Origin of the sequence: Streptomyces roseofulvus, assembly GCF_039534915.1 — a bacterium.
Classification (GTDB): Bacteria; Actinomycetota; Actinomycetes; order Streptomycetales; family Streptomycetaceae; genus Streptomyces; species Streptomyces roseofulvus.
In genome coordinates this window covers 4,517,662-4,543,256 of record NZ_BAAAWE010000001.1, presented here as the reverse complement: position 1 = coordinate 4,543,256, position 25,595 = coordinate 4,517,662, and the positions used below count along the sequence as shown (strand labels likewise).

At 73.0% G+C, this 25,595-nt stretch carries 25 protein-coding genes; 9 read left to right on the top strand and 16 right to left on the bottom strand.

Annotated features, from left to right (window positions below; genetic code table 11):
- Positions 1-24: 24 nt before the first annotated feature.
- The 9 genes from ABFY03_RS20940 to ABFY03_RS20900 form a co-directional block, all read right to left on the bottom strand.
- Positions 25-1,017, bottom strand: coding sequence for a transketolase family protein (locus ABFY03_RS20940; protein WP_346170586.1), 993 nt, complete (start codon positions 1,015-1,017; stop codon positions 25-27).
- Entirely contained in the window at positions 1,014-1,862 is an 849-nt protein-coding gene (locus tag ABFY03_RS20935) for a thiamine pyrophosphate-dependent enzyme (RefSeq protein ID WP_346170585.1), read from the bottom strand. Before ABFY03_RS20935 ends, ABFY03_RS20940 begins: the two co-directional genes overlap by 4 nt.
- On the bottom strand, positions 1,862-3,709 hold the full coding sequence (locus ABFY03_RS20930) for a M20/M25/M40 family metallo-hydrolase (protein ID WP_346170584.1): 1,848 nt from the start codon (positions 3,707-3,709) through the stop codon (positions 1,862-1,864). The genes ABFY03_RS20935 and ABFY03_RS20930 overlap by 1 nt, the downstream gene beginning before the upstream one ends.
- Positions 3,706-4,770, bottom strand: coding sequence for an N-acetyl-gamma-glutamyl-phosphate reductase (argC, locus tag ABFY03_RS20925; RefSeq protein WP_346170583.1), 1,065 nt, complete (start codon positions 4,768-4,770; stop codon positions 3,706-3,708). Before argC ends, ABFY03_RS20930 begins: the two co-directional genes overlap by 4 nt.
- Positions 4,763-6,082, bottom strand: coding sequence for an aminotransferase class I/II-fold pyridoxal phosphate-dependent enzyme (locus ABFY03_RS20920; protein ID WP_346170582.1), 1,320 nt, complete (start codon positions 6,080-6,082; stop codon positions 4,763-4,765). The genes argC and ABFY03_RS20920 overlap by 8 nt, the downstream gene beginning before the upstream one ends.
- Complete coding sequence (locus tag ABFY03_RS20915) at positions 6,079-6,705, bottom strand: DegT/DnrJ/EryC1/StrS family aminotransferase (RefSeq protein WP_346170581.1); 627 nt, start codon at positions 6,703-6,705, stop codon at positions 6,079-6,081. Before ABFY03_RS20915 ends, ABFY03_RS20920 begins: the two co-directional genes overlap by 4 nt.
- 111 nt (positions 6,706-6,816) lie before the next feature.
- A complete protein-coding gene (locus ABFY03_RS20910; protein WP_346170580.1) occupies positions 6,817-7,695 on the bottom strand; it encodes a RimK family alpha-L-glutamate ligase in 879 nt (292 codons plus the stop codon).
- Positions 7,692-7,880, bottom strand: coding sequence for a lysine biosynthesis protein LysW (locus ABFY03_RS20905; protein WP_346170579.1), 189 nt, complete (start codon positions 7,878-7,880; stop codon positions 7,692-7,694). Before ABFY03_RS20905 ends, ABFY03_RS20910 begins: the two co-directional genes overlap by 4 nt.
- 296 nt (positions 7,881-8,176) lie before the next feature.
- Entirely contained in the window at positions 8,177-8,326 is a 150-nt protein-coding gene (locus ABFY03_RS20900) for a hypothetical protein (protein WP_346170578.1), read from the bottom strand.
- Positions 8,327-8,460: 134 nt separating this feature from the next.
- Here ABFY03_RS20900 and ABFY03_RS20895 point away from each other — a divergent pair, with 134 nt between their 5' ends.
- Together ABFY03_RS20895 and ABFY03_RS20890 are read left to right on the top strand one after the other, a co-directional pair.
- On the top strand, positions 8,461-9,546 hold the full coding sequence (locus ABFY03_RS20895; protein ID WP_346170577.1) for a helix-turn-helix transcriptional regulator: 1,086 nt from the start codon (positions 8,461-8,463) through the stop codon (positions 9,544-9,546).
- Between the two features lie 222 nt (positions 9,547-9,768).
- Positions 9,769-12,075 carry an immune inhibitor A domain-containing protein gene (locus tag ABFY03_RS20890; RefSeq protein ID WP_346170576.1) on the top strand — a complete coding sequence of 769 codons (2,307 nt, stop codon included), beginning with the start codon at positions 9,769-9,771 and terminating at the stop codon, positions 12,073-12,075.
- A gap of 41 nt (positions 12,076-12,116) precedes the next feature.
- Here ABFY03_RS20890 and otsB read toward each other — a convergent pair whose 3' ends face one another.
- The 3 genes from otsB to ABFY03_RS20875 form a co-directional block, all read right to left on the bottom strand.
- The gene (otsB, locus tag ABFY03_RS20885) at positions 12,117-12,959 is read right to left on the bottom strand and encodes a trehalose-phosphatase (protein ID WP_319014085.1); all 843 of its coding nucleotides are present in this window, start codon (positions 12,957-12,959) and stop codon (positions 12,117-12,119) included.
- A 65-nt stretch (positions 12,960-13,024) separates the two neighbouring features.
- The gene (locus ABFY03_RS20880; protein WP_319014086.1) at positions 13,025-13,282 is read right to left on the bottom strand and encodes a DUF3263 domain-containing protein; all 258 of its coding nucleotides are present in this window, start codon (positions 13,280-13,282) and stop codon (positions 13,025-13,027) included.
- 22 nt (positions 13,283-13,304) lie between these two features.
- A complete protein-coding gene (locus ABFY03_RS20875) occupies positions 13,305-14,588 on the bottom strand; it encodes an extracellular solute-binding protein (RefSeq protein WP_319014087.1) in 1,284 nt (427 codons plus the stop codon).
- A 230-nt stretch (positions 14,589-14,818) separates the two neighbouring features.
- Between ABFY03_RS20875 and ABFY03_RS20870 the strand changes: the two genes are divergently transcribed.
- The 4 genes from ABFY03_RS20870 to ABFY03_RS20855 all read left to right on the top strand — a co-directional run bounded on the left by ABFY03_RS20870 (position 14,819) and on the right by ABFY03_RS20855 (position 18,577).
- Positions 14,819-15,769 carry an ROK family protein gene (locus tag ABFY03_RS20870; RefSeq protein ID WP_346170575.1) on the top strand — a complete coding sequence of 317 codons (951 nt, stop codon included), beginning with the start codon at positions 14,819-14,821 and terminating at the stop codon, positions 15,767-15,769.
- Positions 15,769-16,938: an N-acetylglucosamine-6-phosphate deacetylase gene (nagA, locus tag ABFY03_RS20865; RefSeq protein WP_319014089.1), complete on the top strand. Its 1,170-nt coding sequence runs from the start codon at positions 15,769-15,771 to the stop codon at positions 16,936-16,938. The genes ABFY03_RS20870 and nagA overlap by 1 nt, the downstream gene beginning before the upstream one ends.
- Positions 16,939-17,096: 158 nt before the next feature.
- Positions 17,097-18,023 (top strand): 1-phosphofructokinase family hexose kinase, encoded by a 927-nt coding sequence (locus ABFY03_RS20860; protein ID WP_319014090.1) that lies wholly within the window; start codon positions 17,097-17,099, stop codon positions 18,021-18,023.
- A 134-nt stretch (positions 18,024-18,157) separates the two neighbouring features.
- Positions 18,158-18,577, top strand: a complete 420-nt coding sequence (locus tag ABFY03_RS20855) for a hypothetical protein (RefSeq protein ID WP_346170574.1) — start codon at positions 18,158-18,160, stop codon at positions 18,575-18,577.
- An 86-nt stretch (positions 18,578-18,663) separates the two neighbouring features.
- Here ABFY03_RS20855 and ABFY03_RS20850 read toward each other — a convergent pair whose 3' ends face one another.
- Together ABFY03_RS20850 and cdgB are read right to left on the bottom strand one after the other, a co-directional pair.
- Positions 18,664-19,632, bottom strand: a complete 969-nt coding sequence (locus tag ABFY03_RS20850; RefSeq protein ID WP_346170573.1) for a carbohydrate-binding protein — start codon at positions 19,630-19,632, stop codon at positions 18,664-18,666.
- Between the two features lie 84 nt (positions 19,633-19,716).
- Complete coding sequence (gene cdgB / locus ABFY03_RS20845; RefSeq protein ID WP_319014092.1) at positions 19,717-21,396, bottom strand: diguanylate cyclase CdgB; 1,680 nt, start codon at positions 21,394-21,396, stop codon at positions 19,717-19,719.
- A 310-nt stretch (positions 21,397-21,706) separates the two neighbouring features.
- On the opposite strand from cdgB, the gene ABFY03_RS20840 reads away from it, so the two are divergent.
- Positions 21,707-22,270, top strand: coding sequence for a flavin reductase family protein (locus ABFY03_RS20840; RefSeq protein ID WP_319014093.1), 564 nt, complete (start codon positions 21,707-21,709; stop codon positions 22,268-22,270).
- A 101-nt stretch (positions 22,271-22,371) separates the two neighbouring features.
- Here ABFY03_RS20840 and arfB read toward each other — a convergent pair whose 3' ends face one another.
- Positions 22,372-22,809, bottom strand: coding sequence for an alternative ribosome rescue aminoacyl-tRNA hydrolase ArfB (arfB, locus tag ABFY03_RS20835; RefSeq protein WP_319014094.1), 438 nt, complete (start codon positions 22,807-22,809; stop codon positions 22,372-22,374).
- A gap of 118 nt (positions 22,810-22,927) precedes the next feature.
- On the opposite strand from arfB, the gene ABFY03_RS20830 reads away from it, so the two are divergent.
- Entirely contained in the window at positions 22,928-23,503 is a 576-nt protein-coding gene (locus ABFY03_RS20830; RefSeq protein ID WP_319014095.1) for a TerD family protein, read from the top strand.
- 66 nt (positions 23,504-23,569) lie between these two features.
- On the top strand, positions 23,570-24,100 hold the full coding sequence (locus ABFY03_RS20825) for a GNAT family N-acetyltransferase (RefSeq protein ID WP_319014096.1): 531 nt from the start codon (positions 23,570-23,572) through the stop codon (positions 24,098-24,100).
- On the opposite strand, the gene ABFY03_RS20820 is transcribed toward ABFY03_RS20825, so the two are convergent.
- A complete protein-coding gene (locus tag ABFY03_RS20820; protein ID WP_346172277.1) occupies positions 24,097-25,515 on the bottom strand; it encodes a M1 family metallopeptidase in 1,419 nt (472 codons plus the stop codon). The genes ABFY03_RS20825 and ABFY03_RS20820 overlap by 4 nt on opposite strands.
- Positions 25,516-25,595 lie beyond the last annotated feature (80 nt).

Genomic DNA, 25,595 nt, shown 5'->3' with positions numbered 1-25,595 from the left:
GATGTCGGCCGGGTCGGCGGTGCGTCAGACGGCGGCGGCGAGGGCCCGGTCCCGGGTGCGCGCCCGGTGGACGGCGCCGAACACGGCGGGCAGGTCGATGCCGAGCGAGGCCATGACCTCCTCGTGGTCACCGCCCCGGGCGGGCCAGCTCCGGTCCGCCGCCACACCGGTGACCTCGTGGGAGGGCAGCAGCAGGGCCAGTGCCTCGGCGGCCCCGCCCTGTGCGCGGTGCTCCTCGACCACGACGAACCTCCGGTGGTGTGCGCCGAGTTCGGCGGCGGAGCGGGCGAGGTGCTCGTGGTCCACGTAGACCAGGTGGGCGTGCGAGACGCCGGGCAGGGCCTGCCGCGCGGCGAGCGCGAGCCGGGTGCCCTCCTCGCCGACCGAGACGAGGCAGACGTCGTCGTCGGCGGAGCGGGACTCCCACAGGACGGGCGGAAGTTCGGCGCCGTCCCGCTCGCCGTCCCAGGGGAGGGAGGCGTACGCGGCATTGCGTCCGGTCCGGATGTAGTGCGGCTTCCCGGAGCGGACGGCGGCCCTGACCACGGCCCGCATCTCGGCCTCCCCGTAGGGCGCGGCGATGGTGACGCCCGGGATGCTCCGCAGGACCGCGAGGTCCTCCAGGCAGTGGTGGGTGGTGCCGAACCAGGCCCCGGACACCCCCGCGTACGGCGCGACGACGGTGACGCCCGCGGCGAGGTAGCCGAGCGTCAGCTTCAGGCTCTCCGCCGCCCTGAGCGCCGCGAACGGCGCGAAGGTGCTGACGAAGGGCTTGTAGCCGGCCGCCGCGAGTCCCGTCGCCATGTCGACCATGGCGCCCTCGGCGATGCCGAGGTTGAAGAAGCGGTCGGGGTGGGCGGTCTGGAAGGGGTGGCCCTTGCCGCCGAGGTCCGCCTCCAGGCAGACGACCGCGGGGTCCTCGGCGGCGAGCCGGGTGAGCTCGGCGCGGTAGGCGTCCCGGCCGGAGAGCGGCGCGGGGGTCGGCGGCGCGGGAGCGTCCTGGGGGGCGGCGGTCATCGGATGGCTCGCTTCCACTTGGCGGCGCGGGTGGCGTCGATGGTCACGTAGTGGCAGCCGGCCTTCCCCTGCACGGCGGGGACGCCCTTGCCCTTGACGGTGTCGGCGATGACGGCCAGCGGCCGGCGCTCGGCCGTGCGGTCGCCGGCGAGGATCGCGGTCAGCGCCCCCAGGTCGTGCCCGTCGGTGTGGACGGTCTCGAAACCGAAGGCCTCGAACCGCTCGCCGAGCCGGGGCAGCGGGGAGATGTCCTCGACGTAGCCGTCGTTCTGGCCGCCGTTGCGGTCGACCACGAGGACGAAGTTGCCGAGGCCCTGGGCCGCCGCGACCTGGACGGTCTCCCAGACCAGGCCCTCCTGGAGTTCGCCGTCGCCGGCGACGGCGATGCCGAGTCCACCGTGGCCGCCGAGGCGGCGGGCGAGCGCCCAGCCGGCGGCGTACGGGACGCCGTGACCGAGGCTGCCGGTCGGGAAGCGGACGCCGGGGACCTTGGGGCCCGGGTGCCCGGTGTAGGGCTGGTCGGCCCGTCCGTACAGCGGCGCCGGGTTCTCCGGCAGGATCCCGCTGACGTACAGGGCCGCGTAGAGTCCGGCGGCCGCGTGCCCCTTGCTGAGGACCACCTCGGTGCCGTCCCCGGCCGAGGCCCGGTGCAGGGCCGCGATCAGGATGTCGAGGACCGAGAGGCTGCCGCCGAGGTGGCAGCCGCGCGGACTGGCCGCCATGTCGACGACGAGGCGCCGGGCCTCGGCCGCACGGGCGGCGAGGGCGGCGACCGTCTCGGCGCCGGTGGCCGTCTCGGCGCCGGTGGGCTCCGTCGCCGCAGGGGTGTCGAGCAGGACGGACATCAGCGGCTCCCCTCGGGCAGGGCGAACCAGCGGTTGACCGCGTCCGCCAGGAGGGAGCGGGCCGTGCGGTACTCCATGCCGCCGATCCGCTCCTCGTCGGTGTGGTCGAGCGCGGAGTCGCCGGGTCCGTACGCCACCATCGGCACGTCCTTCCACGTGGTGGCCAGCGTGTTCATGTCCGAGGTGCCCTTCTTCACCACGAACCGGGGACGGACCCCGGCCTCGGCGAAGGCCCGCGTGAAGACCTTCACCAGGGAGCTGGAACGCCCGCCTGCATAGCCGGGGGTGGCCCGCAGCACCTCGACGACCACCCCTTCGCGGGGGCCGAGCGCGGCGGTGCGCAGCTCGGCGAGGTCGGCCGAGGGCGGCACCCGGAAGTTGAGGGTGCCGGTGGCGCGGTGCTCCTCGCGGCCGGTCTCGCAGGTGATGTCGATGACCGCGCTGAGCGCCTCGGGCGCCTTCGCGAGGACGGCCTCGCGGATCTCTCCGAGGGCGCGGATCAGCAGGTCGGGGGCGGAGACCGCGTCCATGCCGGCCGAGTGGCCGCTGGAGACGGCCGCCGTCACCCGGAGCTTGAAGAGACCGAAGTAGCCGAGCGTCAGCTTCTGCGAGCCGCTGGGCTCGCCGATGACGACCGCGTCCGCCGGGTAGTGGTCGCGGACGTGATAGGCGCCCTTGGAGGAGGAGATCTCCTCCTCGACCGCGCCGACCACGCACAGGTGGCCGTCCTCGGGGATGTCCGCGTGGGCGAGGACCTCCAGGAAGTTGGCGAGGCTGCCCTTGGCGTCCACGCTGCCCCGGCCCCACAGCTCGTCGTCGCGCCATTCGACCGGCCAGTGGTGGGGGACCGTGTCGAGGTGGCCGAGGAGGAGCAGCCGGCGCGGGCCGGTGCCGCGGCTGGCGACCAGGTTGCCGGCCTTGTCGACCTCGGCGGTCATGCCGCGCTCGCGGCACCACTCGGCGAGGAAGGAGGCGAGCTCGTTCTCGTCGCCGGAGACGGACGGCACGGAGACCGTCTTGGTCAGCAGGGACAGGTCGGCCGCGGGCTCCTTGGCCCGCCAGAAGCGGGTCCAGCCGGCCGGGTCCGCCATGGTGTGCGGCCCGGTGATGGCGACGTCGGCGCTGCCCTCCAGGGCGATCTCGGCCGCCCGCACCTTCTGGCGCATGCGGCCGCCGGCGTACCGGGCGCCCTCCCCGGGGTGGACGTTGACGAGGGTCGAGGTGGGGTCGGCCGGGTCGGTGAGGAGACCGGCCGTGCCGGTGACCAGGCGCAGGTGGTCGGCGCCGAGGGCGTTGGCGAGGGCGGCGGCGAGGACGTCGGCGTCCACGTTGAGCGGGGCGCCGCCGTCCCGGTCGGCGACCGGGGGAGACAGGCACACCACGTCGTACGTGTCGAGCAGTGCGGCGAGCCGCACGGCGTCGACGTCGGCGGGGACGCCGGCGCGGTGATCGCGGACGACGAGGGTGCGTCCCTCGGCCGAGACCGCCTTGAGCGGGCGGTTGGCCCGGCCGGTGACCAGGCCGCCGCGGGCGGCGACCGCCGTGAACGCCGCGAGGCCGAGGGCCTTCAGCTCGCGCTCGACGGCCGGGAGGGTGACCCGCTCGTAGGCGTCGACGAGGTGGACCATCTCCTCCGGCGGGCAGTAGCGCACGGAGTCGCCGCCGACGAGGGTGAGGTGCGGCATCGGGCGGCCGATGGCGGCGTAGTGGCGCTCGATGCCGGTGGCGCCGCCGGCCACCAGGAGCACCCGGGCGCCACGGGCGACGAGGCCCGCGACCTCCCGGTGGATCGTGCCCCGGTCGAGGGTGGCGCTGCCGGCCTTGATCACGTAGAGCGGGCGGGTCACGGCGACACCGCCGTGGTGGGGAGCCCGGCCGTCTCGTCGAGGCCGCAGATCAGGTTCATGGCCTGGATGGCCTGGCCGGCCGCGCCCTTGATGAGGTTGTCGAGGGCCGCGACGGCGACGACCTGGTCGTCACGGACGGCGATGGCGACCTCGGCGACGTTCGAGCCGACGACGGCCTTCAGCATCGGGAAGTCCTGCGGCGCCTTGGGCGCCGGCCGGACCCGGACGAAGGGCTTGCCGACGTACGCCTTGGCGTAGGCCCGCTTGACGTCGAGGGCCGAGACGCCGGGGCGCAGCCTGGTGTACGCGGTGACCATGATGCCGCGCGCCACGTCCAGACTGTGGGTGGAGAACCGCAGGTCGATGCCGGCGCCGGTGAAGTCCGCGAGGGCCTGGCGGATCTCGGGGGCGTGCCGGTGGCCGTGCAGCTTGTGGACCCGGAAGTTCCCGGTGCGTTCGGCGGGCGGCTCGTCGCTGCCACGGCCGCCGCCGGTGGAGCCGGTCTTGGCGTCGACGATGACCTGCTCGTTCACGAGGGACCCGGCGAAGAGCGGGTACAGGGCGTAGATGCTGGTGACGGCCATGCAGCCGGGAAGGCTGATGAACCGGCTCTCCGGTACGGAGGTGCTCAGCTCCGGAACGAAGTAGGCGAACTCCTCCAGCGGCGGGTGGGCCGCCGTCTTCGGGTAGTGCGTACCGATCTGCTTCTCGTCCCGCAGCCGGAAGTCGCCACCGAGGTTGAGGACCCGCTTGGCGTGCGCGGCGATCAGCGGCAGCAGCTCGGGCAGCGCTCCGGTGGGCAGGCAGCCGAAGGCGATGTCGACCGGCTCGATGTCGGCGAGTTCCGCCAGCGGCCGGAACTTGAGGCCGGCGGCCTTGGGGTGGTTGCGGATCCAGGGGTGGACGCTGCCGACGGCGGCGCCCGCGTTGCGCTCCGCGGAAAGGAAGGCCAGCTCGACCTGCGGGTGTTCGAGGAGGAGCCGGATGACTTCGCCGCCGGTGTAGCCGCTGCCGCCGATGACGGCGACGCGAACCCGGCCGGACTCGATGTCGTCAGCCAAGGCGGGCCGCCTTCTCGTACGGACGCCGGTACTCGTTCGTCTCGACGAGCTTGCGGATGGCGTCGGGGCGCTTGGCCACCTTGTGGAAGGCGTCGGCGTACCGCTGCGCGCGCTCCCACTCGACCGGTGAGCGCAGCTCGCGGCAGAGGACGAGGGTGCTGTCGAGCATGCCGAGGGTGACCGGGAAGTCCTCCGGGCGGTGGTCGCGGGCGGCCTGCGGGTTGAGCGAGAACGGGTAGCCGTTGCCGAAGCCGGCGCGGTGCGTGAAGGGCAGGTGGCAGGGGATGGGGGTGTTCTGCCACTCGCGGGCGGGCACGCCCTCGGCGACGAGGAGTTCGTGGACGGCCTCCTTGACCGCCCACACGGGCAGGTCGTCGAGGCCGACGGCCTCGGGGTGCAGCGTGATCCGGTACATGTTGTACGCGTGCACGTGGCCGTCCGGCACGTGCGGCGGCGTGAACAGGCCGGTGCGGGAGAGGGATTCGGCGAGGAGGCGCGCGTTGCGGGCGCGGATCTCGTCGTAGTACGGCAGCCGCTTGAGCTGGCTGGAGCCGAAGGCCGCGGCCACCCAGGACATGCCGTAGTCGATGCCGTGGCGGTCCAGGTAGGTGACGGCGCGCTCGTACGCCTCCGCGGTGGAGAAGAAGGCGATGCCGCCCTCGCCGCCCAGCGGGAAGTTCTTGTCGGCCATCAGGCTCTGCCCGGCCGCGTCGCCGAAGGAGCCGGCGACCCGGTCGCCGATCTTCGCCGAGTGGGCGTGCGAGGCGTCTTCGACGAGGGCGAGGCCGTGCTTGTCCGCGAGGGCGCGCAGCGCGGGCACGTCGGCCGGCAGGCCGTGGACGTGGACCGGCATCAGGGCGCGGGTCCGCGGGGTGATCGCGGCGGCCGCGGCCTCGGGGTCCATGCAGTACGTGAGCGGGTCGATGTCCACGAAGACCGGGACGGCGTGGGCCGCGACGACCGCCTGCGCGGTGGCGATGAAGGTGAAGGCGGGCACGATCACCTCGTCGCCGGGCCGCACGCCGGCGCCGACGAGCGCCATGTGGAGGCTGGAGGTGCCGCTGGCGGTCGGCAGCGCGTACTCGGCGCCGACGTACTGGCGGTAGGCCTCGGCGAAGTCGGCGACGACCTTGTCGGGCGTCTGGCGCTGCGCCAGCATCAGGTTGAAGACGTCTTCCTTGGTGATGACCGGGAAGAGGGTGCGGCGCAGGGCCTTGGGGATCATCTCGCCGCCGCCGAGCGCGGCGAGCTCGTCCTCGATGTCCGCGGCGGAGGGCAGGGGAAGCGGCGAAGCCGGGAAGTCAGTGATCACGATCGTGCTCCGGAGGCGACGGGTCGCGCCGCCTGGGTCAGGGCCATGCGTACGCAGGCGGCCACCAGGGGGCTGAGGCGGTAGTTGAACTGGACGCCGGGGACCAGGTCCGCGTCGGCCTCCTCCTGCGTCCACATCGTGCGCAGGTCGTAGGCGCCGAAGATCTTGAGCCGTTCGGCGCGGTTCCAGACGTTCCGGTCGTCGGTGAGGACGGCCGCGGCGGGACCGAAACCGAGGCCGGTCAGGTCCACGACCAGGGCGGGCGCGGTGGCACCGGAGGCGAGTTCGCCGAGCCGGTCCGCGTTGGCCGGGTCCAGGGCCAGGTAGTCGTAGGCGGCGGGGCCGTCTCCGGCGACGGTGACGCCGAGCCAGGCGAGGAACGCCGTCGTCTCCGCGTCCGTCCCGGCCAGGGAGATGGTGTCCCCGTGGCCGATGCCCTGGCCGGCGAGGGCAGCGTGCAGCGCCCCGGTGCGGCTGTTGAGCAGGACGGCATGGGCGCGGCCGGTCTGCTTGGTGAGCAGCCGTTCCAGACCGGGGAGTTCCCGGTCGCTCTTCTCGATGCTCATGACCACGCCCGAGGTGAGGACGCGGGTGAGCACCGTTGCGGTGTCGAACAGTTCCATGGGAGGTCTTCTCCGTCTTGAGCGGTCTACGGGCGGCCGACGGCGTCGCGCGCGGGCGTGCGGCCCACGGCGTGCGGCCTGCGCGGAGGTGTGCGGCGAACGGCTCGCGGCCTATGCGGCGGCGACGACCGGGGCGGCGAGCTGCTGCGCGACGTACGCGGCGAGGTGGCCGGCCACGTTCACTCCGTGCACGGCGGAGGAGCGGGCGAATTCGGGGTTGGCGTTCACTTCGAGGACGAGGAGCTCGCCGGTGGCCCGGTTCTCGACCAGGTCCACTCCGTAGAAACCCTCGCCGAAGGCGTCGACGACCTGGCCGCAGAGCTTCTCGATCTCGGTGGTGAGCTCGACGCGCTGGACCTCGGCTCCGAGGTGGGTGTTGGTGCGCCAGTCGTCGGAGACCCGCTGGATCGCGACCACCGGCGTGCGGCCCACGACGACCACGCGCAGGTCGTGGCCGGGCTTGTCGACGTACTCCTGGACGACGACGGGGAACAGCTTCCCGCCGGCGTCGACGGACTCCCGGCCGCCGGCCCAGGCCTCGACGCACTCGGGGCTGGTCAGCTTGGCGACTCCGCGCCCCCACGAGCCGCTGACCGGCTTCACGACGACCGGCAGCCCGAACTCGGCCGCGAGTTCGCGGACCTGGTCGTAGCTGAAGGCGTGCCGGGTGACGGGGTGGGGGATGCCGTGCCGGGCGAAGACGAGGGACTGCAGTCCCTTGTCGTTGCACGTCTCGATGGTGGAGGCGCGGTTGAAGGTGGGGATCGCCGCGTGTTCGAGCCGGCGGGAGACGCTGATCGCGTCACGGTGGGAGAGGTTCCTGATCAGGGCGAGAGCGGGCGGGCCCGAACGGCCCGCCACCACCCCGGCCAGGTCCTCCATCAGCAGGGGCTGGGCCGTCAGGCCCTCGTCCCGCAGGGCTCCGAGGAGAAGCTTCTCGTCGGGCCGCAGCATGGTGACCGAGAGCAGGACCTGGGTGTCGGTCGTCACTCGCCCCAGTCCTCCTCGACCTCGGGGGCGAGGTCGAGGCGCGCGCCGGCCTCGGTCTTCTCTACCACCTCGTGCTCCTGGCCGCAGGCCGTGCATTCGGTGATCTCACCCTTCTCCCAATCGGGCTGGACCTCGAAATCGGTGTCGCAGACGAGGCATTTCGGGGCGGCAATAGCGGTGGTCATTCTCTTTGCTCCTTTATCACTTGGGCATGCCGAAGAATCCGGGCGATGACTTTGTCTGTCAGGTCGGTGGAGAGCGCGCCGGCACGGGAGTGCGGCCGGTCGGCGGTCGGCGGCGCGGTGCGGCCGACGTGCCCGGAGGACGTGAGGGACGTCACGGGCGGTGAATGAAGTGCGCGGGAGGTGTCCCGGGTGCCGCGAGAGGGGCGACCCGGTACCCCGCGAGAGGGGCGTCTCGGGCCCCGGGCGGGAGCCGGCTGTCGGGCTTCGCCCGTGGGGCGGTTGGGCCCGGGGCAGGATCAGCCCCAGCCCGGGTCCCCCGGAGCGGCGGTGCCGGCGGCGACGACGGAGTGGCCGGCCGGGGCGGGCGCGACGGCGGCGCCGACGATCGCCGCGGAAGCCAGCGAAAGGGCGGCCACGACCTTGACGAGAATCCTCTTCAACTTCATTTCTTATTTCCCCCTGCCGATTAGGGCCACCGGCCTCTCCGGCGGCCCTGATGAAATCCTGCACCAGGGGTCGGGTTGCGGGAAGCCGCACCAGGCCTCAAGATCATGCACTGCTGAAATGTGAAGGGGGAGACATGTGCCGTATACAGGCTTCCGAGGACGCCGAAGAACACCCAGAGATCTGCGACGAGGGCCGAAGACTCTACAGAACCGCCCTGACCAGCGGAGCTGTCGACAGGGACGAGGCGCCGGAGTGCCTGACGACCCTCGGGCTCCTGGCCCCCTCCATGGGGGAGCCGAGCGCGCTGGTGCCCGTACCGCCCTCGGTCGCGACCACCGCGCAGACGTATCCGGTGGAGCAGGCGATCCTGGCCAAGCAGCGGAGGCTGGTCGAGCTCCGCCGCGTGATCTCCGAGGTCGAGTCCATCTACCAGGAGGCCGGTCACGCCGGAGAGCCCCAGATCCAGCGGCTCGTCGGCGCGTCGGTGATCAGCGCGGCCCTCGACGAGGCCACGCGCGGCGCCGGAAGCGAGCTGCTGACCGCGCACCCGGGAGGGAGCAGGCCGCAGGGGATCCTCGACGAGTCCCTCAAGCGGGTCATGCTCGCCCAGGAGCAGGGGGTCGTCCAGCGCACGCTCTACCAGCACACGGTACGGACCCACGCCCCGACGCTGGAGTACATCCGGACCGTCACCGCGGCCGGGGTCGAGGTGCGCACCCTCGACGAGGTCTTCGAGCGGCTGATCGTGTGCGACCGGTCGACGGCGTTCATCCCGGACAAGGGCGGCGAGCGCAGCAACCACGCGATCGTCGTACGGGACGTGGGCGTCGTGCAGTTCTTCGTCTCCGTCTTCGAGCACGCCTGGGAGCGGGCCGAGCCGGTCGCCTTCAACCCGGACCAGCAGAGGCCCCCGCTGCTCACCGAGAAGACCAGGCTGCGGGTGCTGCGGCTCATGGTCGACGGGTACACGGACGCGGCGATCGCCAGCCGCCTCGGCATCAGTACGCGGACGGTGGCGACGCACCTGAAGAAGACGTCCGACCTGCTCGGCAGCAACAGCCGGGCGCAACTGGCCTACTTCCTGGCCCAGACCGGCCTCCTGGACGGCCAGCCGGGCACCGGTGGCGGAGCGGGGGCCGAGGCCGCCCCGGGCCCGACGGGCAGGGCGCCGGGCGGCTGCGACTGCGAGAAGCACGGGGGCGAGGAGTCCGGGTCCTGACCCGGGACGACCGACCGGGGGCGCCGACCGGTTCCGCGGTGACGGGGGATCCGTTGCCCCGGTGATTCGGTTCCGTTAATCGGAGACGACCCCTCCTCCTGGGAGGGGTTCTCGTGTCAGACTCTGCGCGATCGTTCCCCCAGGCGATCCGTACACCTCAACGGAACCACCGCGAACCATGCGGCACACCCCCCGCATGTGAGCGAAGGGATCGCAATACACGTGAAGAAGATTGTCGTGGGCATGACCCTCGGGTCGGCGCTCACCGCACTCCTCGCCGCGGGGCTCACCCCCGCCGCCGCGCAGGAGGCCGGGGACTCCGCTCCGTCCGGCAGCAGCGCGCACCGGTCGGACAACCGGCCCGGGCCGCTCACCAAGCAGCGCACCGAGCTGCGCGAGAAGGCGATCGACCTGGTCGCCAAGGGCAAGGCCAAGGCGAACGCCCGGGGCGTCGTCGAGGTCGCGCCCGGGAAGTTCGCCGAGACCGAGACCACCACCGCCGTGCGGCAGGAGAAGATCCTCACGATCCTCTCCGAGTTCGGCGACCAGGGCTCCGGCAAGCTCGGGACCGTCCCCGGCCCGCTGCACAACCAGATACCCCAGCCGGACCGGACCACGGACAACTCCAACGCCTGGGCCCCCGACTTCGACAAGGCGTACTACGAGAACCTCTTCAACGGCTCCGGCGAGTCGATGAAGACGTACTACGAGAAGCTGTCGAACGGCGCCTACTCCGTCTCCAACGTCGTCGAGGACTGGGTCAAGGTCCCCGGCAACGCCTCCACCTACGGCGACAACGCCGTCGAGGACAACGGCGGTTCGTGGGCCTTCATCCAGGACACCGGCAACGCCTGGTGGGACGCCCAGATCGCGGCCGGCAAGACGCCCGCCGAGATCGACGCGTACCTCGCCCAGTTCGACGTCTGGGACCGCAACGACTGGGACCACGACGGCAACTTCGACGAGGCCGACGGCTACATCGACCACTTCCAGGCCGTCCACGCCGGCATGGGCGAGGACGCCGGCGGCGGCGCCCAGGGCGAGGACGCCATCTGGTCCCACCGTTGGTACGTGAACGGGGACGACTACGGGCTCACCGGGCCCGAGGTCGCCGGCACGCAGAACAAGGCCGGCGGCGCCCGCATCGGCCAGTCCAAGTACTGGCTCGGCGACTACACCACCGAGGGCGAGAACGGCGGACTCGGCGTCTTCTGCCACGAGTTCGGCCACGACCTCGGCCTGCCGGACTACTACGACACCGACGGCGGCGAGAACTCCACCGCCTTCTGGACCCTGATGAGCTCCGGCTCCTGGCTCGGCCACGGCGCCGCCGCCGACGCCGGCATCGGCACCCACCCGGGTCTGATGGGCGCCGAGGAGAAGCTCTTCCTCGGCTGGCTCGACTACGTCGACGCGCCGCTCGGCGCCACCGGCAGCTACACCCTCAGCCCGGCCGCCCTCCAGGAGGCCGGCAAGGCGCAGGCCGTCCGCGTCGCGCTCCCGGACAAGGCCGCCAGCACCACCTACGCCACCCCGACCTCCGGCGCGAACGCCTGGTGGACCGGCTCGGCGGACGGCCTCAACCAGGCCCTCACCCGCTCCGTCCCGGCCGCCCCGCGGGTCACCGTGAAGGCGAACGCCTGGTACGAGATCGAGGCGGACTTCGACTACCTCTTCGCCGAGTACTCCCTCGACGGCGGGGCGAACTGGCTCCGGGCCGGCGCGGCCGTCGACGGCTCCTCGGCCGGCAAGTGGACGACCCTGCGGTTCTCGTACGACGCCGCCGGCCGGCCGTCCCTCTTCCGCTTCCGCTACCAGACGGACGGCGGCGTGCACCTCGCCGGCGCCTTCCTGGACGACATCTCGCTGTCCAGCGGCGGTACGACCCTGGTCACGGACGACGTCGAGCAGGGTCTCAACGGCTGGACCGCTCAGGGCCGCTGGAAGGTCTCCACCGGCACCGAGTCCGCCACCTACCCGCAGTACTACCTGGTGGAGAACCGCGAGTACGTCGGCGCCGACGCGCTCCTCGCCGAGGGCCCGTACCAGTTCAGCAAGCCGCTGACCGCCCCCGACTGGGTCGAGTACTTCCGCTACCAGAACGGCATGCTCGTCTGGTACGTCGACCGGTCCTACGACGACAACAACGTCAGCAACCACCCCGGCGGCGGCTCGGCCATGGCCGTCGACGCCCGCCCGACGCCGTTCACGTACCCCAACGGCGCCGCGCCCAGCAACCGCCGCCAGCCCTTCGACGCCACCTTCGGCCTGGAGGCCACGGACGCCACGTGCCTCCACACCGAGGTCCTGGCCGGCAAGGGCAAGCAGCAGACCGTCGAGACCCTCGCCGCCTGCGCCCCGTCGGCGCCCGGCATCCCGGTCTTCGACGACACGGACCCGAACGCCTACTACGACACCTCGGCGCCGCAGGCCAGCGTCAAGGTCGCCGGACACGGCGTGAAGGTCACCGTCACCGGGGACGCCGGCGACGACCTGACGATCACCGTGGCCAACCCGGCCGCGCACTGATCGACCCGTACGGCCCCTGAGGGCGGTACGGGAGGGCGCTCTCAGCCCTCCCGTACCGCCCTCGCCAGTTCCCCGAGGAACGCGACCACGCCCGCCGGCCCGTCCACCGCGAGGTCCGCGCGCTCGGCCAGCTCCGGGACCTCCGTCGAACCGGAGCAGACCAGCAGCCCGGGCAGGCCGTCGCCGCGCAGCTTCTCCACCGCGGCGAAGGCCGGCAGGTCGCCCAGGTCGTCCCCGGCGTAGAGCACGGACCCGGCGCCCTTCTCCCGTACGAACTCCGCCAGCGCGACGCCCTTGTCCATGCCCGGGGGCCGCAGCTCCAGGACGAGCCTGCCCGGCTCCAGGACGAGGCCGTGCGCGGCGGCCAGCCCGCCCAGCGGGTCCTTCAGGGCCTCGAAGGCGCCCTGCGGGTCCCGGGCGCGGCGGGTGTGGACGGCGACCGCGCGGCCCTTCTCCTCGATCCACACGCCGGGCCAGGCGCCGTGCCGGTCGAGGAAGCCGGGGAGCTCGGCGCGGACGGCGGCGACCCCGGGGTGCGGGGCGGCGGCCGTGACGGTGCCGGTGGCGGCGTCCCAGCGTTCGGCGCCGTAGTGGCCGAGGACGGTGAGGTGGTCGAGGCCGGGGACTCCGGCGAGCCCGCCGTGGCGGACGGCGACCCCGGCGGGGCGGCCGGTGACGATGACGACGGCGGCAAGGTGGGGGGCGAGGGCGGCGAGCGCGGGGACGGCGCCGGGGTGGGCGCGGGCCCGCTCGGGGTCGGGGACGATCTCGGCGAGCGTCCCGTCGAAGTCGAGGGCGACGACGGCCTCGGAAGGGCGCGCCAGGAGCGCGTCCAGGCCGTCGCGGCCGGCGGGTGTGGCCGGGTGCGGAAGGCTGCTGACCATACGGTCGACCCTACCGACGCCTCCGCCCGGCGTCAGCGTGGCCGGACTCACCCGCCCGGACGGGTTTACCGCCGGCGCCGCTTCTCCTCGCGGACCCGGCGCAGCCGGTTGACCGTGACGGGGTCGTGGGCGAGGGCGCGCGGGTCGTCGAGGAGGGCGTTGAGGAGCTGGTAGTAGCGGGTCGGCGAGAGGCCGAGGCCCTCGCGGACGGCCCGCTCCTTGGCGCCGGGGCCGGGCCAGGAGCGGCGCTCGACGGCGAGCACGGCCCGCTCCCGCTCCCCCAGCTCGGAGGGGTCGGTCGCGGGCGCCTGCTCTTCGGTCATACGACCAACCTATATAAGGGCGCTACTCCGCCGCCTCCGCCGCCGTCGCCGTGCGGGCGATGGTGCCGAGGACGTCGCCGGGGCGGCCGGTGGGGGTGACGGCCTTGCCTATGCCGGCCTTGATGGTCTCGCTGACCCTGGCCCAGGAGGTCTTGCCGACGGGCGGCAGCTGGGCGGTGGGCAGGGCCTTGAGGAACTCGCGCAGGCCGGCGTGCTCGGAGTCGCTCTCCATGCGGGTGGAGGCGGTGACGGTGACGGGCAGCAGGTCGTTGTCGCCGGCGAACTTCAGCACGTTCTCGTCGCTGAAGACGAAGTCGAGGAAGGCGCCCGCCTCCTTGCGGTGGCCGTTCTGCTTGAAGGCCATGATCCAGTCGGCGACGCCCATGGTGGCCTTGGCGGGGCCGTCGACGCCGGGGAGCGGGGCCTGGCCGACCTTGACGCCCTGCTTGGCGGCCTCCTGGAGGAGCGAGGGGTGGCCGTTGAGCATGCCGACCTCGCCGCGGGCGAAGGCGGCGAAGGCGGCCTTGCGGTTGAGCTTGCCGGGGGCGACGGGGCCGGTGAGGCCCTGGCCGACGAGCTCGTCCTTCAGCCAGGTGAAGGTCTCGACGTTGACCGCGGAGTCGACGGCGTACCGGTCGGACTCGTCGGTCCAGCCGCCGCCGGCGGCGAGCAGCCACATCAGGGACTCGGCCTGGGCCTCCTCGGGGCCGAGGGGGAGGGCGAAGGGGGTGCGGACGCCCTCCTCCTTGAGCTTCCGCGCGGCCTCGGCCAGCTCGTCCCAGGTGGTGGGGGGCTTGACGCCGGCCTTGTCGAAGAGGTCGGCGTTGTAGAAGAGCGGGCGGGTGGAGGCGACGAAGGGCAGCCCGTACTGGGTGCGGTCGTGCTCGCCGGCCTCGGCGAGGGCGGGGACGAAGTTGGCCTGCACGGGGATGGTGAGGAGTTCGTCGGCGGAGTAGAGCTGTCCGGCGGCGGCGTAGTCGGCGTAGGCGCCGATCTGGGCGATGTCGGGGGCCTGGCCGGCCTTCACCATCTCCGCGACCTTGCGGTCGACGTCGTCCCAGGACTCGATCTGCACCTGGACCTTGATGCCCGGGTGGCCGGCCTGGAAGGCGGCGACGAGGTCGTCCCAGTACTTCTTGGTGGTGGTGCCGCCGGTGAGGTCGTAGTCGGCGGCGACCAGGCGGAGGGTCACGTCGCCGCCGTCACCGCCGAGGGTGCCGCAGCCGGCGACCGTGGCGGTCAGGCCCAGGGCGGCGGCGGCCGCGGTCAGTCCAAGGAATCGTCGCCGCTCCACGGCTTCATCCACCTTTTGCTCGTCGTTGAGCAGCAGTGAGCTGCAAATTCTTCGGGGCAGGGTCCGAAAGTCTCCCCCACCCCAGAGGAAGAGGTCTACACCAGTCGGGTACCACTTCCGCAACTCCGGGGGGAGCTTCGCCACAAACCCCCCACACCGCCGGGCTCGAATTTGTATCCGAGCGCAACAATCCTCGGCAGTGGACTAGACCTTTAGGGCGGTCTCGCGCGAGACTGTCCCCCGTGAGACACGTCATCGCCCTGGATGTGGGCGGCACCGGCATGAAGGCCGCCCTCGTCGGGGCGGACGGCACCCTGCTCCACGAGGCCCGCCGCGCCACCGGGCGCCGCCGCGGCCCCGAGGCCGTGGTGGAGACCATCCTCGGCTTCGCCGAGGAGCTCCGCGCCCTCGGCCAGGAGCGGTACGGCGAGCCCGCCGCGGCCGCCGGAGTCGCCGTCCCCGGCATCGTCGACGCCGAGAACGGCATCGCCGTCTACGCCGCCAACCTCGGCTGGCGCGACGTTCCCATGCGCGAACTCCTCAGCACCCGGCTCGGCGGCATCCCCGTCGCCCTCGGCCACGACGTGCGCACCGGCGGCCTCGCCGAGGGCCGCATCGGCGCCGGAAACGGCGCCGACCGCTTCCTCTTCGTCCCGCTCGGCACCGGCATCGCCGGCGCCATCGGCATCGGCGACCGCATCGAGGCCGGCGCCCACGGCTACGCCGGAGAGATCGGCCACATCGTCGTCCGCCCCGGCGGCACCGACTGCGGCTGCGGCCAGCGCGGCTGCCTGGAGCGGTACGCCTCCGCCTCCGCCGTCTCCCTCGCCTGGGCCGAGGCGTCCGGCGACCCCGAGGCGGACGCCGCCGACTGCGCCAAGGCGGTCGAGTCCGGCGACCCCGTCGCCGTCCGGGTCTGGCAGGAGGCGGTGGACGCCCTCGCCGACGGCCTGGTCACCGCGCTCACCCTGCTGGACCCCCGGACCCTCGTCATCGGTGGCGGTCTGGCCGAGGCCGGGGAAACCTTGTTCACACCCCTTCGGGCCGCGGTGGAGGCACGCGTGACCTTCCAGAAGCTGCCCGCCATCGTCCCGGCGGCCCTCGGGGACACCGCCGGATGCCTGGGCGCGGGCCTCCTCGCCTGGGACCTGCTCGCCGACCAGCACCCCACCGACCCGGAGGTCTCCGCCTGATGTCCGATCACAAGGTTCTCGCCGGCGCACGCGTCGTGCTGCCCACCGGGATCGTCGAGAACGGACGCGTGATCGTCGACGGCGGCCGCATCGCCGGCTCCGCGCCCGAGGGCGCGCCGGTGCTCGACCTCGCCGGCCACTGGCTCGTGCCCGGCTTCGTCGACATGCACAACCACGGCGGCGGCGGCGCCTCCTTCACCTCCGGCACCGTGGACGAGGTCCTCAAGGGCGTCCACACCCACCGGCTGCACGGCACCACCACCGTCGTCGCCTCCTTCGTCACCGGCGACATGGACTTCCTCACCGCCCGCGCCGGCCTGCTCTCCGAGCTCGCCGAGCAGGGCGAGATCGCCGGCCTGCACTTCGAGGGCCCGTTCATCTCCCCCTGCCGCAAGGGCGCCCACGACGAGACCCTGCTGCGCGACCCGCACCCGGCCGACGTCCGCAAGCTGATCGACGCGGCCCGCGGGCGGGCCAGGATGGTCACCCTCGCGACCGAGCTGCCCGGCGGCATCGACTCCGTACGCCTGCTGGCCGAGCACGGCGTCATCGCGGCCATCGGCCACACCGACGCCAGCTACGAGCAGACCGTCGAGGCCATCGACGCCGGCGCGACCGTCGCCACCCACCTCTACAACGCGATGCCCGGCCTCGGCCACCGCGCGCCCGGCCCGATCGCCGCCCTCCTGGAGGACGAGCGGATCACCGTCGAGCTCATCAACGACGGCACCCACCTCCACCCGGCCGCCCTGGAGCTCGCCTTCCACCACGCCGGCCCCGAGCGCGTCGCGTTCATCACCGACGCCATGGACGCGGCGGGCTTCGGCGACGGGCGCTACATGCTCGGCCCGCTGGAGGTCGAGGTGAAGGACAGCGTGGCCCGCCTCGTCGAGGGCGGCTCCATCGCCGGCTCCACCCTCACCCTGGACCGCGCCTTCAAGCGCGCCGCCACCGTCGACCGGCTCCCCGTCGAGTCCGTCGTCCAGGCCATCTCCGCCAACCCGGCCCGCCTCCTCGGCGTCTACGACCGGGTCGGCTCCCTGGAGCCCGGCAAGGACGCCGACATCGTCGTCCTCGACGACGCCTTCGACGTGAAGGGCGTCATGCGCAAGGGCGAGTGGATCGTCGCCCCGCAGGGAGTCGCCGCCCGGGTGCCGCAGAACGCCTGACCTCCCGGAGGGCGCCGGCCTCCGGTGAGGCACTGACATCCCGCCTGATCAGGGCGGAAACGGGACGGCGAAAGGTCCTGGGTCTGGGCCGATCGCCGTTCCTTTGGCATGATCGCGCTGTCTCCACAGGTCTTACCGGAAGTACGGGGGGTGGACAGGTGATTCTCACGGTCACCCTCAACACGGCGCTGGACGTCACCTACGAGGTGCCCGCCCTCGTCCCGCACGCTTCCCACCGCGTCGCCCGCAGCGCCGAACGGCCCGGCGGGAAGGGCGTCAACGTGGCGCGGGTGCTCGCCGCGCTCGGACACGAGACCGTCGTCACGGGCTTCGCCGGCGGACCCACCGGCGACCGGCTCCGCGAGCTGCTCGCCCCCGTCCCCCGGCTGACCGACGCGCTCGTCGCCACCGAGGCGGCCACCCGGCGCACGCTCGCCGTCGTCGACACGGGCGCCGGGGACGCCACCCAGTTCAACGAGGCCGGCGCCGCCGTCACCCCGGCCGAGTGGACGACCTTCCGGGAGCGGTACGCCGAGCTCCTGCACGGCGCCGCCGCCGTCGCCCTGTGCGGCAGCCTGCCGCCGGGCGTCCACGTCGGCGCCTACGCGGACCTGGTCCGCACGGCCCGCGCCGCCGGCGTCCCGGTCCTCCTCGACACCTCCGGGGAACCGCTCCGCCGCGGCATCGCCGCCCGCCCCGACCTGGTGAAGCCCAACGCCGACGAACTCGCCGGTCTGACCGGCTCCCGGGACCCGCACCGCGCCACCCAGGACGCCCGCCGCCGCGGCGCCCACGCCGTCGTCACCTCCCTGGGCCCCGACGGCCTGCTGGCCGCCACCCCGGACGGCCTCTGGCACGCGGCGCCCCCGTCCCCGGTCCACGGCAACCCGACCGGAGCCGGCGACTCGGTGGTGGCCGCCCTCCTGGCGGGCCTCGTCGAGGCGACCCCCTGGCCGGACCGCCTGACCCACGCGGCAGCCCTCTCGGCCGCCACGGTCGCGGCCCCGGTGGCCGGCGAATACGACCCGCAGGTCCTCGCCGACCTCCTCCCGAAGATCCGCGTCACGACGCCTTCGGCGGCGTAAAACTCCATTACTTCACGCCAGAAAATGATGCTTCTCGGGCCATACCTGACTCACTACCACCCTCCATTGAGCGCTGGTTCGGTTACGTGAGCGAGGGTGGGACAACTCGACCCCACTCAGCGAGGGATACGCACATGCCGAAGAAAGCCATCACCGCTGCCGGCGTTCTCATTTCTGCGCTCGCCCTGTCCGTTTCGACGGGCGGGTCAGCAAACGCCGCCACCGGCTTCACCGCCATCAGGGGCTGCGGCACGACCGGCGCCTACGGCGATATGTCCGCGACCAACTGGTACGGGCCCGACGCAACGATTAACGTCAAGTTCACTCTGACCGACACCGCTGCCGACGGGCTCAGCGTCCGGATACGACTGGTTTCCAAGGACACCTTCGGACGAATTCACTACTGGCCGTGGCGCACGAACGCGCAGGGAAACGGCACGACGAGCACCTGGCACACCACGGCCTCGCACACCAACGGTCTTTTCGACATCGGAATTCAGGTGGCTCGCGTCAACGGTGACGGCAGCACGAAGAACCACTGCACCGATTGGTAGGCGTCCGAACTGCGACCCCCGCGCGGCCCAGGGCTACTGCCGGGAGGCCGCCGGGTGGCGCGAGGCTGACGTCCGCGGCTGACACGTCAGCCGCCGACCTTGCCTGCCACGAGGTAGACCTGATCGATGATCGCCTCGCAGGAGTTGCCCTGCTCGCAGGAAATCTTGAGGGAGTTGCTGCCCTTGTCGAGCGTGGCGTAGCCGTAGGTCGTGGTCCAACCCTTCTCCCAGTCACCCGCCGGGGCGAGGGCGTAGTTCTTCATGTTGACCTTGTACGGCGGGCTGCTGTTGACCGTCAACATGGCGTCCGCGTCCTTGCCGGGCACGCTGTAGGTGATCTTGAGCGTGTAATCGCCCGCCTCGGGGATGTCCACGGTCCAGCTTGCAGAGCCGCCGACGCCGTTGAGCGCCACATAGGCGCCGCCCGGACCCTTCGCACCCTTGATGTCCGTGCCTACGGTCGCAACGCCGCCGAGCGTGAGCGTCGCCGCGTCCTGCTTCGGCAGCGGGGCCTCGGTGGGCTCGGTGGAGGGTTCCTGGGACGAGCTGGGGTCCTGGCTGGGGGTCGCCGGGGCGGAGGCGGTCGGGGTGGTGCCGGCCGTCTGGTCCTTCTTGTCGCTCTGGTTGCCGATGATCGCCGCGGTGATGCCGGCCACGACGACCGCGACGACCGCGACCGCGCCGATCAGCAGGCCCTTGGTGTTGGGGCCGCGGCCGCCGCCGCGCGGGCCCTGCGGGGGCGGGGTGTGGCGGGGCGGCTGGGCGCCGCCGTAGGTCTCGGGCGCCGCGTACTGCGGGTGCGGCTGGCCGTACGCCGCCTGCTGCTGCGGCGGCACGTGCGGCTGGGCCGGCTGCTGCCCGTACTGGCGCTCGCCGACCGTCCTGACCTGGTTGTACGAGGTACGGGGGACGCCCGGCTGGGCCTGCGCGGGGCCTGGGTAGCCGTAGCCGCCGCCCTGCGGGGCGCGGCCGGCCGCTGCCTGTCCGTCCGCGTACAGGTAGCCGAACGGATCGTCGTCCTCGGGCTTGTTCGCGCCGTCGTTACCGGCAGCCATCCGGGTCATCCTCTCCATGCTCGCCAGCCGTCGCCGACCCGGCGAGCCTACCCCGAACGAATGAACCCGCCGTGCCGGGAAGGATCATCCCGCCCTGCGGTGCACCTTGGCACGCGACCGCTTCTCCACGTACATCCGCTGGTCGGCGGAGTTCAGGACCTCTTCGACGGTCATCCCGCACTCGGCCCAGCCGATGCCGAAACTGGCCCCGACCCGGACCGCGCGGCCGTCCACCCGGATGGGCGGGATGATCGCGTTCCGCAGCCGGACGGCGAGGTCGGCGGCGTCGGCGGCGCCCAGTCCGTCGGCGAGGACGACGAACTCGTCACCGCCCAGACGGGCGACGGTGTCACCGTCCCTGACGCCGGTGGTGAGCCGGCGGGCCACCTCGATGAGGACCGCGTCGCCGGTGTGGTGCCCGAAGCGGTCGTTGATCGACTTGAAGCCGTCGAGGTCGCAGAAGAGGACGGCGAGCCCCTTGGTGCCGTCGTCGGTGTCGCCGCCGGTCGGCGCGACCGTGTGCACATGGTGGTCGTACGCCCCGCCGCCGGCCTGCTCGAAGCCGAAGCCGTGCTCGTGCTCGTGCTCGTACTCGTAGCCGTCCTGGGCGAGCGGCAGCGGGTCGGGGCCGTACCCGAACCCGGCGTCCGGACCAGGCCCCTGGTAGGCGCCTGTGTGCGCGGGGCGCTCGCAGAGCCGGGCGGAGAGCCGGGAGCGCAGCTCGGCGCTGTTGGGCAGGCCGGTGAGGGCGTCGTGGGAGGCGCGGTGGGCGAGCTGGAGCTCGTGCCGCTTGCGCTCCTCGATGTCCTCGACGTGGGTGAGCAGGAAGCGGGGCCCGTCGGCGGCGTCGGCGACCACCGAGTTCCGCAGCGACACCCAGACGTAGGTGCCGTCGCGCCGGCCGAGCCGCAGCTCGGCGCGGCCGCCCTCGGCGGAGGTGCGGAGCAGGGTGCCGATGTCCTCGGGGTGGACGAGGTCGGCGAAGGAGTAGCGGCGCATCACGGAGGCGGGCCGGCCGAGGAGCCGGCAGAGGGCGTCGTTGGTGCGGAGGAGCCGGCCGTGCTGGTCGCCGCCGAGCTCGGCGATGGCCATGCCGGAGGGGGCGTACTCGAACGCCTGCCGGAAGGATTCCTCGCTGGCCCGGAGGGCCTGCTGCTCGCGCTCCAGGCGGATGAGGGCGCGCTGCATGTTGGAGCGGAGCCGGGCGTTGCTGATCGCGATGGCGGACTGGGAGGCGTACATCTGGAGGGCTTCCTGCCCCCAGGGTCCCGGGTGCCGGCCGTTGCGCGGGCGGTCGACGGATATGACGCCGAGGAGTTCGCGTCCCGTCCCGGACGCGTACATGGGGGCGTAGAGGCGGTCGTGGGGGTGCCACTCGTCCTCGAAGCGGGGGGCGGGGCCGTCGGTGTGCCACTGGGGGACGTCGTCGTCCATCAGGACCCAGCCCTCCGTGTGCGGGATGAACCGCAGGTCGCCCCACGACACGCCCATGGAGAGCCGCCGGTCCCAGGCCTCGCGGGAGCCGACCCGGCCGGTGATGAGGGACTCGGCCGCGGGGTCCCCGGCGAAGGCGGCGACGACCAGGTCACCGTCGGGCCGGACGAGGTTGACGCAGGCCAGCTGGTAGTTGAGGCCGGCGACGACGCCGTCGGCGACGGTCTGCACGGTGTCCGCCAGGCTGCGGGCGGTGTTGAGGTCCGCCACGACCTGATGCAGCTGTCGCAGGGTCGAGAGACGGACGTAAGGCTCCGACTCGGTCTCCATCGCTCGCTCTCCCCGAGACCTCGACAGCAACTCCAGGGTTCTCATCGGCTTCGTGCTGTACTGTCCCCGCCACTGAATCACAGCGAGCTGCGCACCCGGTACACAGGGTCAGCAAATAGTGCGCTCTGTGACTCAAGTCACAGCATGCTGTGGCGGAATCCGGCGGGTCGGCGGTGACCGGCGCGGCGGGCGTGCCCCCGGTACCCGCAGGGGTAGGGCTCCGGCCGCACGGTCCTAGGTCCCGCGCCCCGGTGCGGCCTGGTCCCCCGGCCCGATGCGGCCCGCTCGGGACCCTGGCTAGCGTGCCGGTGTGCTGCAGAAGACCGCGCCCTCGCCGCCCGTCACGGACCTCGCCATCCCTCATGCTGAGGGGGTGAGCGACGACGAGTTCCGGGCGGCCATGTCCCGCCTCGCGGCCGGTGTGGTCCTGGTGACCGCGCACGATCCCGACGACGGCCCGCGCGGCGAGGACGTCGGCATGACGGCGACGGCGTTCCTCTCGGTGTCCCTGGACCCGCCGCTGGTCCTGGTCAGCCTGCGCAACGGCTCCCGGATGGACGACCTCCTGGAGGAGGTCCCGGTCTGGGCGGTGTCGGTGCTGGCGGAGAGCCAGCGGCACGTCGCCGGGCGGTTCGCGATGAAGGGCCGCGTCTCCGACCGGCTGCTCTTCGCCGACCTGCCGTACACGCGGGGCGAGGTGAGCGGGGCGCCGCTGCTCGGCGGGGCGCTCACCACCCTGGAGTGCCGCACGGAGAGCCGGGTGGTGGCGGGCGACCACACCCTGGTGATCGGCCGGGTCCTCTCGGTCGGCCTGCCGTCCCCGGACGGCGAACCGCTCACGTACTTCCGCGGCCGCTACCGCCGCCTGGGCTGACCGCCGGCTGTCCGGGACCACCTGCCGCGTGCTCGGCCCGGACTCGGCCTCCGGCTCGGCCCGGGACGGCTCGGCCCCGGGGCCAGGACTCGGGCCCGGGCTCAGCCCCAGTCGCGGCCCTGCCGGCCGCGCTTGGTCTCGGCGCGCTGCTTCTTCTCGCGCAGCCGGCGCTCGTTGATGCCGCGGGGGATGCGGGTGGCCCGTCGCGGCTTCGGCGGCGGGGCCGTCGCCTCGGCGAGGAGCGCGGCGAGGCGCACGGCGGCCGTCTCGCGGTTGCGCCACTGGGAGCGGTGCTCCGAGGCCCGTACGGTCAGCACGCCATCCACCAGCCGGGAGGCGAGCCGTTCCAGGGCGCGGGACTTCCACACCTCGGGCAGCGCCTCGGTCGCGGCGAGGTCGAACCGCAGCTCGACGCGGGAGTCGGAGGTGTTCACGTGCTGGCCGCCGGGACCCGAGGAGCGCGTGAAACGCCACTGGAGCTCGGCCTCGGGAAGCGAGACGGAGCCGCGGATCTGATACGGACCTGACATGCCCTCCATGTTCCCCGCGGCGGGTCCCGACCGTCATCCTGTTTTCACGCATCCGGGAACCGTCGGGCGGTCTGCCGCGTTTCTCCGGGCGAACGACCACGTGAGCGTCACGATGAAAGGGACTTCCATGGCAGTGAGCCTCGCCAAGGGCGGCAACGTCTCCCTCACCAAGGAGGCGCCGGGTCTGACCGCCGTCACCGTGGGCCTCGGCTGGGACGTCCGCACGACGACCGGCACCGACTTCGACCTGGACGCCTCCGCGATCGGCGTCGACGCCGCGGGCAAGGTCGCCTCGGACGCCCACTTCGTCTTCTTCAACAACAAGTCGACCCCGGACCAGACCATCGTCCACACGGGTGACAACCGCACCGGCGAGGGCGGCGGCGACGACGAGCAGATCAACGTCAACCTCGCGGGCCTCCCGGCCAACGTCGAGAAGATCGTCTTCCCGGTCTCCATCTACGACGCGGTCTCCCGCGCGCAGAACTTCGGCCAGGTCCGCAACGCCTACATCCGCGTCGTCAACCAGGCCGGCGGCGCCGAGATCGCCCGCTACGACCTCTCCGAGGACGCCGCCGTCGAGACCGCCATGGTCTTCGGCGAGCTGTACCGGAACGGCGCCGAGTGGAAGTTCCGCGCGGTCGGCCAGGGCTACGCCTCCGGCCTGGAGGGCATCGCCCGCGACTTCGGCGTGAACATCTGACACGCGGCCCGCGGAGCCGTCGAGCCCCGGCCGGTCCTCCGACCGCCGGGGCTCTACCCTGACCGGGTGATCGTCGAGACCCTCGCGCCCAAGGCCCTGGAGGACGGCGCCGCGCTCCCCGGCCCGCTGCTCACCGAACTCACCGCGCTGTACGCCTCGAACCGGGAGTTCCAGCAGCTCAGCGGCGACTTCCCGGACCCGGACGCGATCCGCCCCGAGCAGGTCGCCGCCGCCCTCGCCGACGACCTGGCCCAGCCCTCCGCCGAGGTGCTGCTGGCCCGCTCCGAGGGCCGGCTCGTCGCCGTCGCCGTGACCCTCGGCCGGCACCCCGACCCGGCCGACCCCGACCCCTGGATCGGCCTGCTGATGGTCCACGCGGACGCGCACCGCGCCGGCTTCGGCCGCCGGCTCGCCGCCCACGTCGAGGACGGCTTCCGCACCGCCGGCCGGACCGGTCTCCGGCTGGCCGTCCTGGAGAACAATCCGAAGGCCCTCGCGTTCTGGACCTCCCTCGGGTACGAGGAGACCGCCCGCCGCCCCGACCTGGCGCACGGCCGCCCGTGCGTGGTCCTGCGCAAGGCCCTCCAGGAACCCTAGGGCTCGGCCGGCCGGTCCTTGCCGTACAGCCAGACGTCCCACACCGCGTCCAGGTCCCGCCCGGCCACCGCTTCGGCGTAGCCGGTGAAGTCCCCGGTGGAGGCGTTGGCGTGCCGGTACTTCGCGGCCCAGCCGCGCAGCAGCTCGTCGAAGACCTCGTCGCCGACGGTCTCGCGCAGCTTGTGCAGGACCATCGCCCCGCGCTGGTAGACGGGCGGGTCGAAGAGGTTCTCGGCGCTGGGCGGATCGGCCGGCGGGAAGGCCCAGTTGGCCTCCTCGGCGAAGGCCGCCAGGAAGCTGTCCCGGGCCGGGACGGAGCCGTGCTCCTCCGCGTACAGCCACTCGGCGTAGGTGGCGAAGCCCTCGTTGAGCCAGATGTCCTGCCAGCTCTCGGGGGTGACGGAGTTCCCGAACCACTGGTGGGCCAGCTCGTGCACCAGCGTGGTGCGGTCGAAGGAGGAGGCCGGGAAGACGGGCCGGGTCTGCGTCTCCAGGGCGTAGCCGAGCAGCCCGTCGGTGATGATCACGGCTCCGGCGGCGCCGAAGGGGTACGGGCCGAAGCGGTCCTGCTGGCGGGCGAGGAGCGCGGGGAGTTCGGCGCGGAGCGCGGCGGTGGCGGAGGCCAGCGAGGGCTCGACGGCGGTGACGACGGGGACGTCGCCGAGGGCGGTGCCGGTGCTGGTCTCGTACCGGCCGATCATCACGGTGGCGAGGTAGGACGCCATCGGCTCCGGCTGGCGCCAGACCGTGCGGGTGCGGCCGCCGGAGGCGGGCCCGGCGGAGACGCGGACGCCGTTGGAGAGCGCCGCGAGGCGGCTCGGGGCGGTCAGCGCGATCTCGTAGGACGCCTTGTCGGAGGGGTGGTGGTTGCCGGGGAACCAGGTCATGGAGCCGGCCGGTTCGCCGACCGCGACCGCGCCGTCCGAGGTGTTCAGCCAGCCCTCGGTCGAGCCGTCGGGGTCGGTGAGCGGCTCGGGCACCCCGGCGTAGTCGACGGTGACGGTGAACTCGGCGCCCCGCGGCAGTTCGTCGCGGGGGCGCAGGGTCAGCTCGTCGCCGGCCCGGTTGACGGCGGCGGGCTCGCCGTCGACGGTCGCGCCCGACACGGTGAGGCCGGCGAGGTCGAGGTTGAGGGCGGAGAGGTCCTGGGTGGCGCGGGCGGTGATCCGCGCGGTGCCGTCGAGCCGGCCGCCGTCCGGGTCGAAGGCCAGGTCGAGGGCGTAGTGGGAGACGTCGTAGCCGCCGTTGCCGAGCCGGGGGAAGTACGGGTCCTGGACGCCGGACGCGCCGGGCGTGCCCCGCACCCCGCCGGCCGCCGGGGTGCAGCCGGCGGCGAGGAGGCCGAGCGCGGCGAGGGCCGCCGCCGTGACGGCGGCGGCCCTGGGGGACCGTCCGGTCCTGCTGGTCTGGGTCACGTGCGTCACGTACGGATCCTAGACAAGCCGGACAGAAGGTGACGGTGAGGGCGCCCGTCGGGGGGAGTCGGGCGCCCTCA

What these genes read in the sequence shown, in the direction of transcription:
- arfB (WP_319014094.1), bottom strand. Translation starts at nt 22,809, where the DNA reads ATGGAGGGCATGTCAGGTCCGTATCAGATCCGCGGCTCCGTCTCGCTT.
- cdgB (WP_319014092.1), bottom strand. Translation starts at nt 21,396, where the DNA reads ATGGAGACCGAGTCGGAGCCTTACGTCCGTCTCTCGACCCTGCGACAG.
- otsB (WP_319014085.1), bottom strand. Translation starts at nt 12,959, where the DNA reads ATGGTCAGCAGCCTTCCGCACCCGGCCACACCCGCCGGCCGCGACGGC.
- ABFY03_RS20940 (WP_346170586.1), bottom strand. Translation starts at nt 1,017, where the DNA reads ATGACCGCCGCCCCCCAGGACGCTCCCGCGCCGCCGACCCCCGCGCCG.
- nagA (WP_319014089.1), top strand. Translation starts at nt 15,769, where the DNA reads ATGTCCGATCACAAGGTTCTCGCCGGCGCACGCGTCGTGCTGCCCACC.
- ABFY03_RS20830 (WP_319014095.1), top strand. Translation starts at nt 22,928, where the DNA reads ATGGCAGTGAGCCTCGCCAAGGGCGGCAACGTCTCCCTCACCAAGGAG.
- ABFY03_RS20855 (WP_346170574.1), top strand. Translation starts at nt 18,158, where the DNA reads ATGCCGAAGAAAGCCATCACCGCTGCCGGCGTTCTCATTTCTGCGCTC.
- ABFY03_RS20900 (WP_346170578.1), bottom strand. Translation starts at nt 8,326, where the DNA reads ATGAAGTTGAAGAGGATTCTCGTCAAGGTCGTGGCCGCCCTTTCGCTG.
- ABFY03_RS20905 (WP_346170579.1), bottom strand. Translation starts at nt 7,880, where the DNA reads ATGACCACCGCTATTGCCGCCCCGAAATGCCTCGTCTGCGACACCGAT.
- ABFY03_RS20895 (WP_346170577.1), top strand. Translation starts at nt 8,461, where the DNA reads ATGTGCCGTATACAGGCTTCCGAGGACGCCGAAGAACACCCAGAGATC.
- ABFY03_RS20915 (WP_346170581.1), bottom strand. Translation starts at nt 6,705, where the DNA reads ATGGAACTGTTCGACACCGCAACGGTGCTCACCCGCGTCCTCACCTCG.
- ABFY03_RS20850 (WP_346170573.1), bottom strand. Translation starts at nt 19,632, where the DNA reads ATGGCTGCCGGTAACGACGGCGCGAACAAGCCCGAGGACGACGATCCG.
- ABFY03_RS20935 (WP_346170585.1), bottom strand. Translation starts at nt 1,862, where the DNA reads ATGTCCGTCCTGCTCGACACCCCTGCGGCGACGGAGCCCACCGGCGCC.
- ABFY03_RS20880 (WP_319014086.1), bottom strand. Translation starts at nt 13,282, where the DNA reads ATGACCGAAGAGCAGGCGCCCGCGACCGACCCCTCCGAGCTGGGGGAG.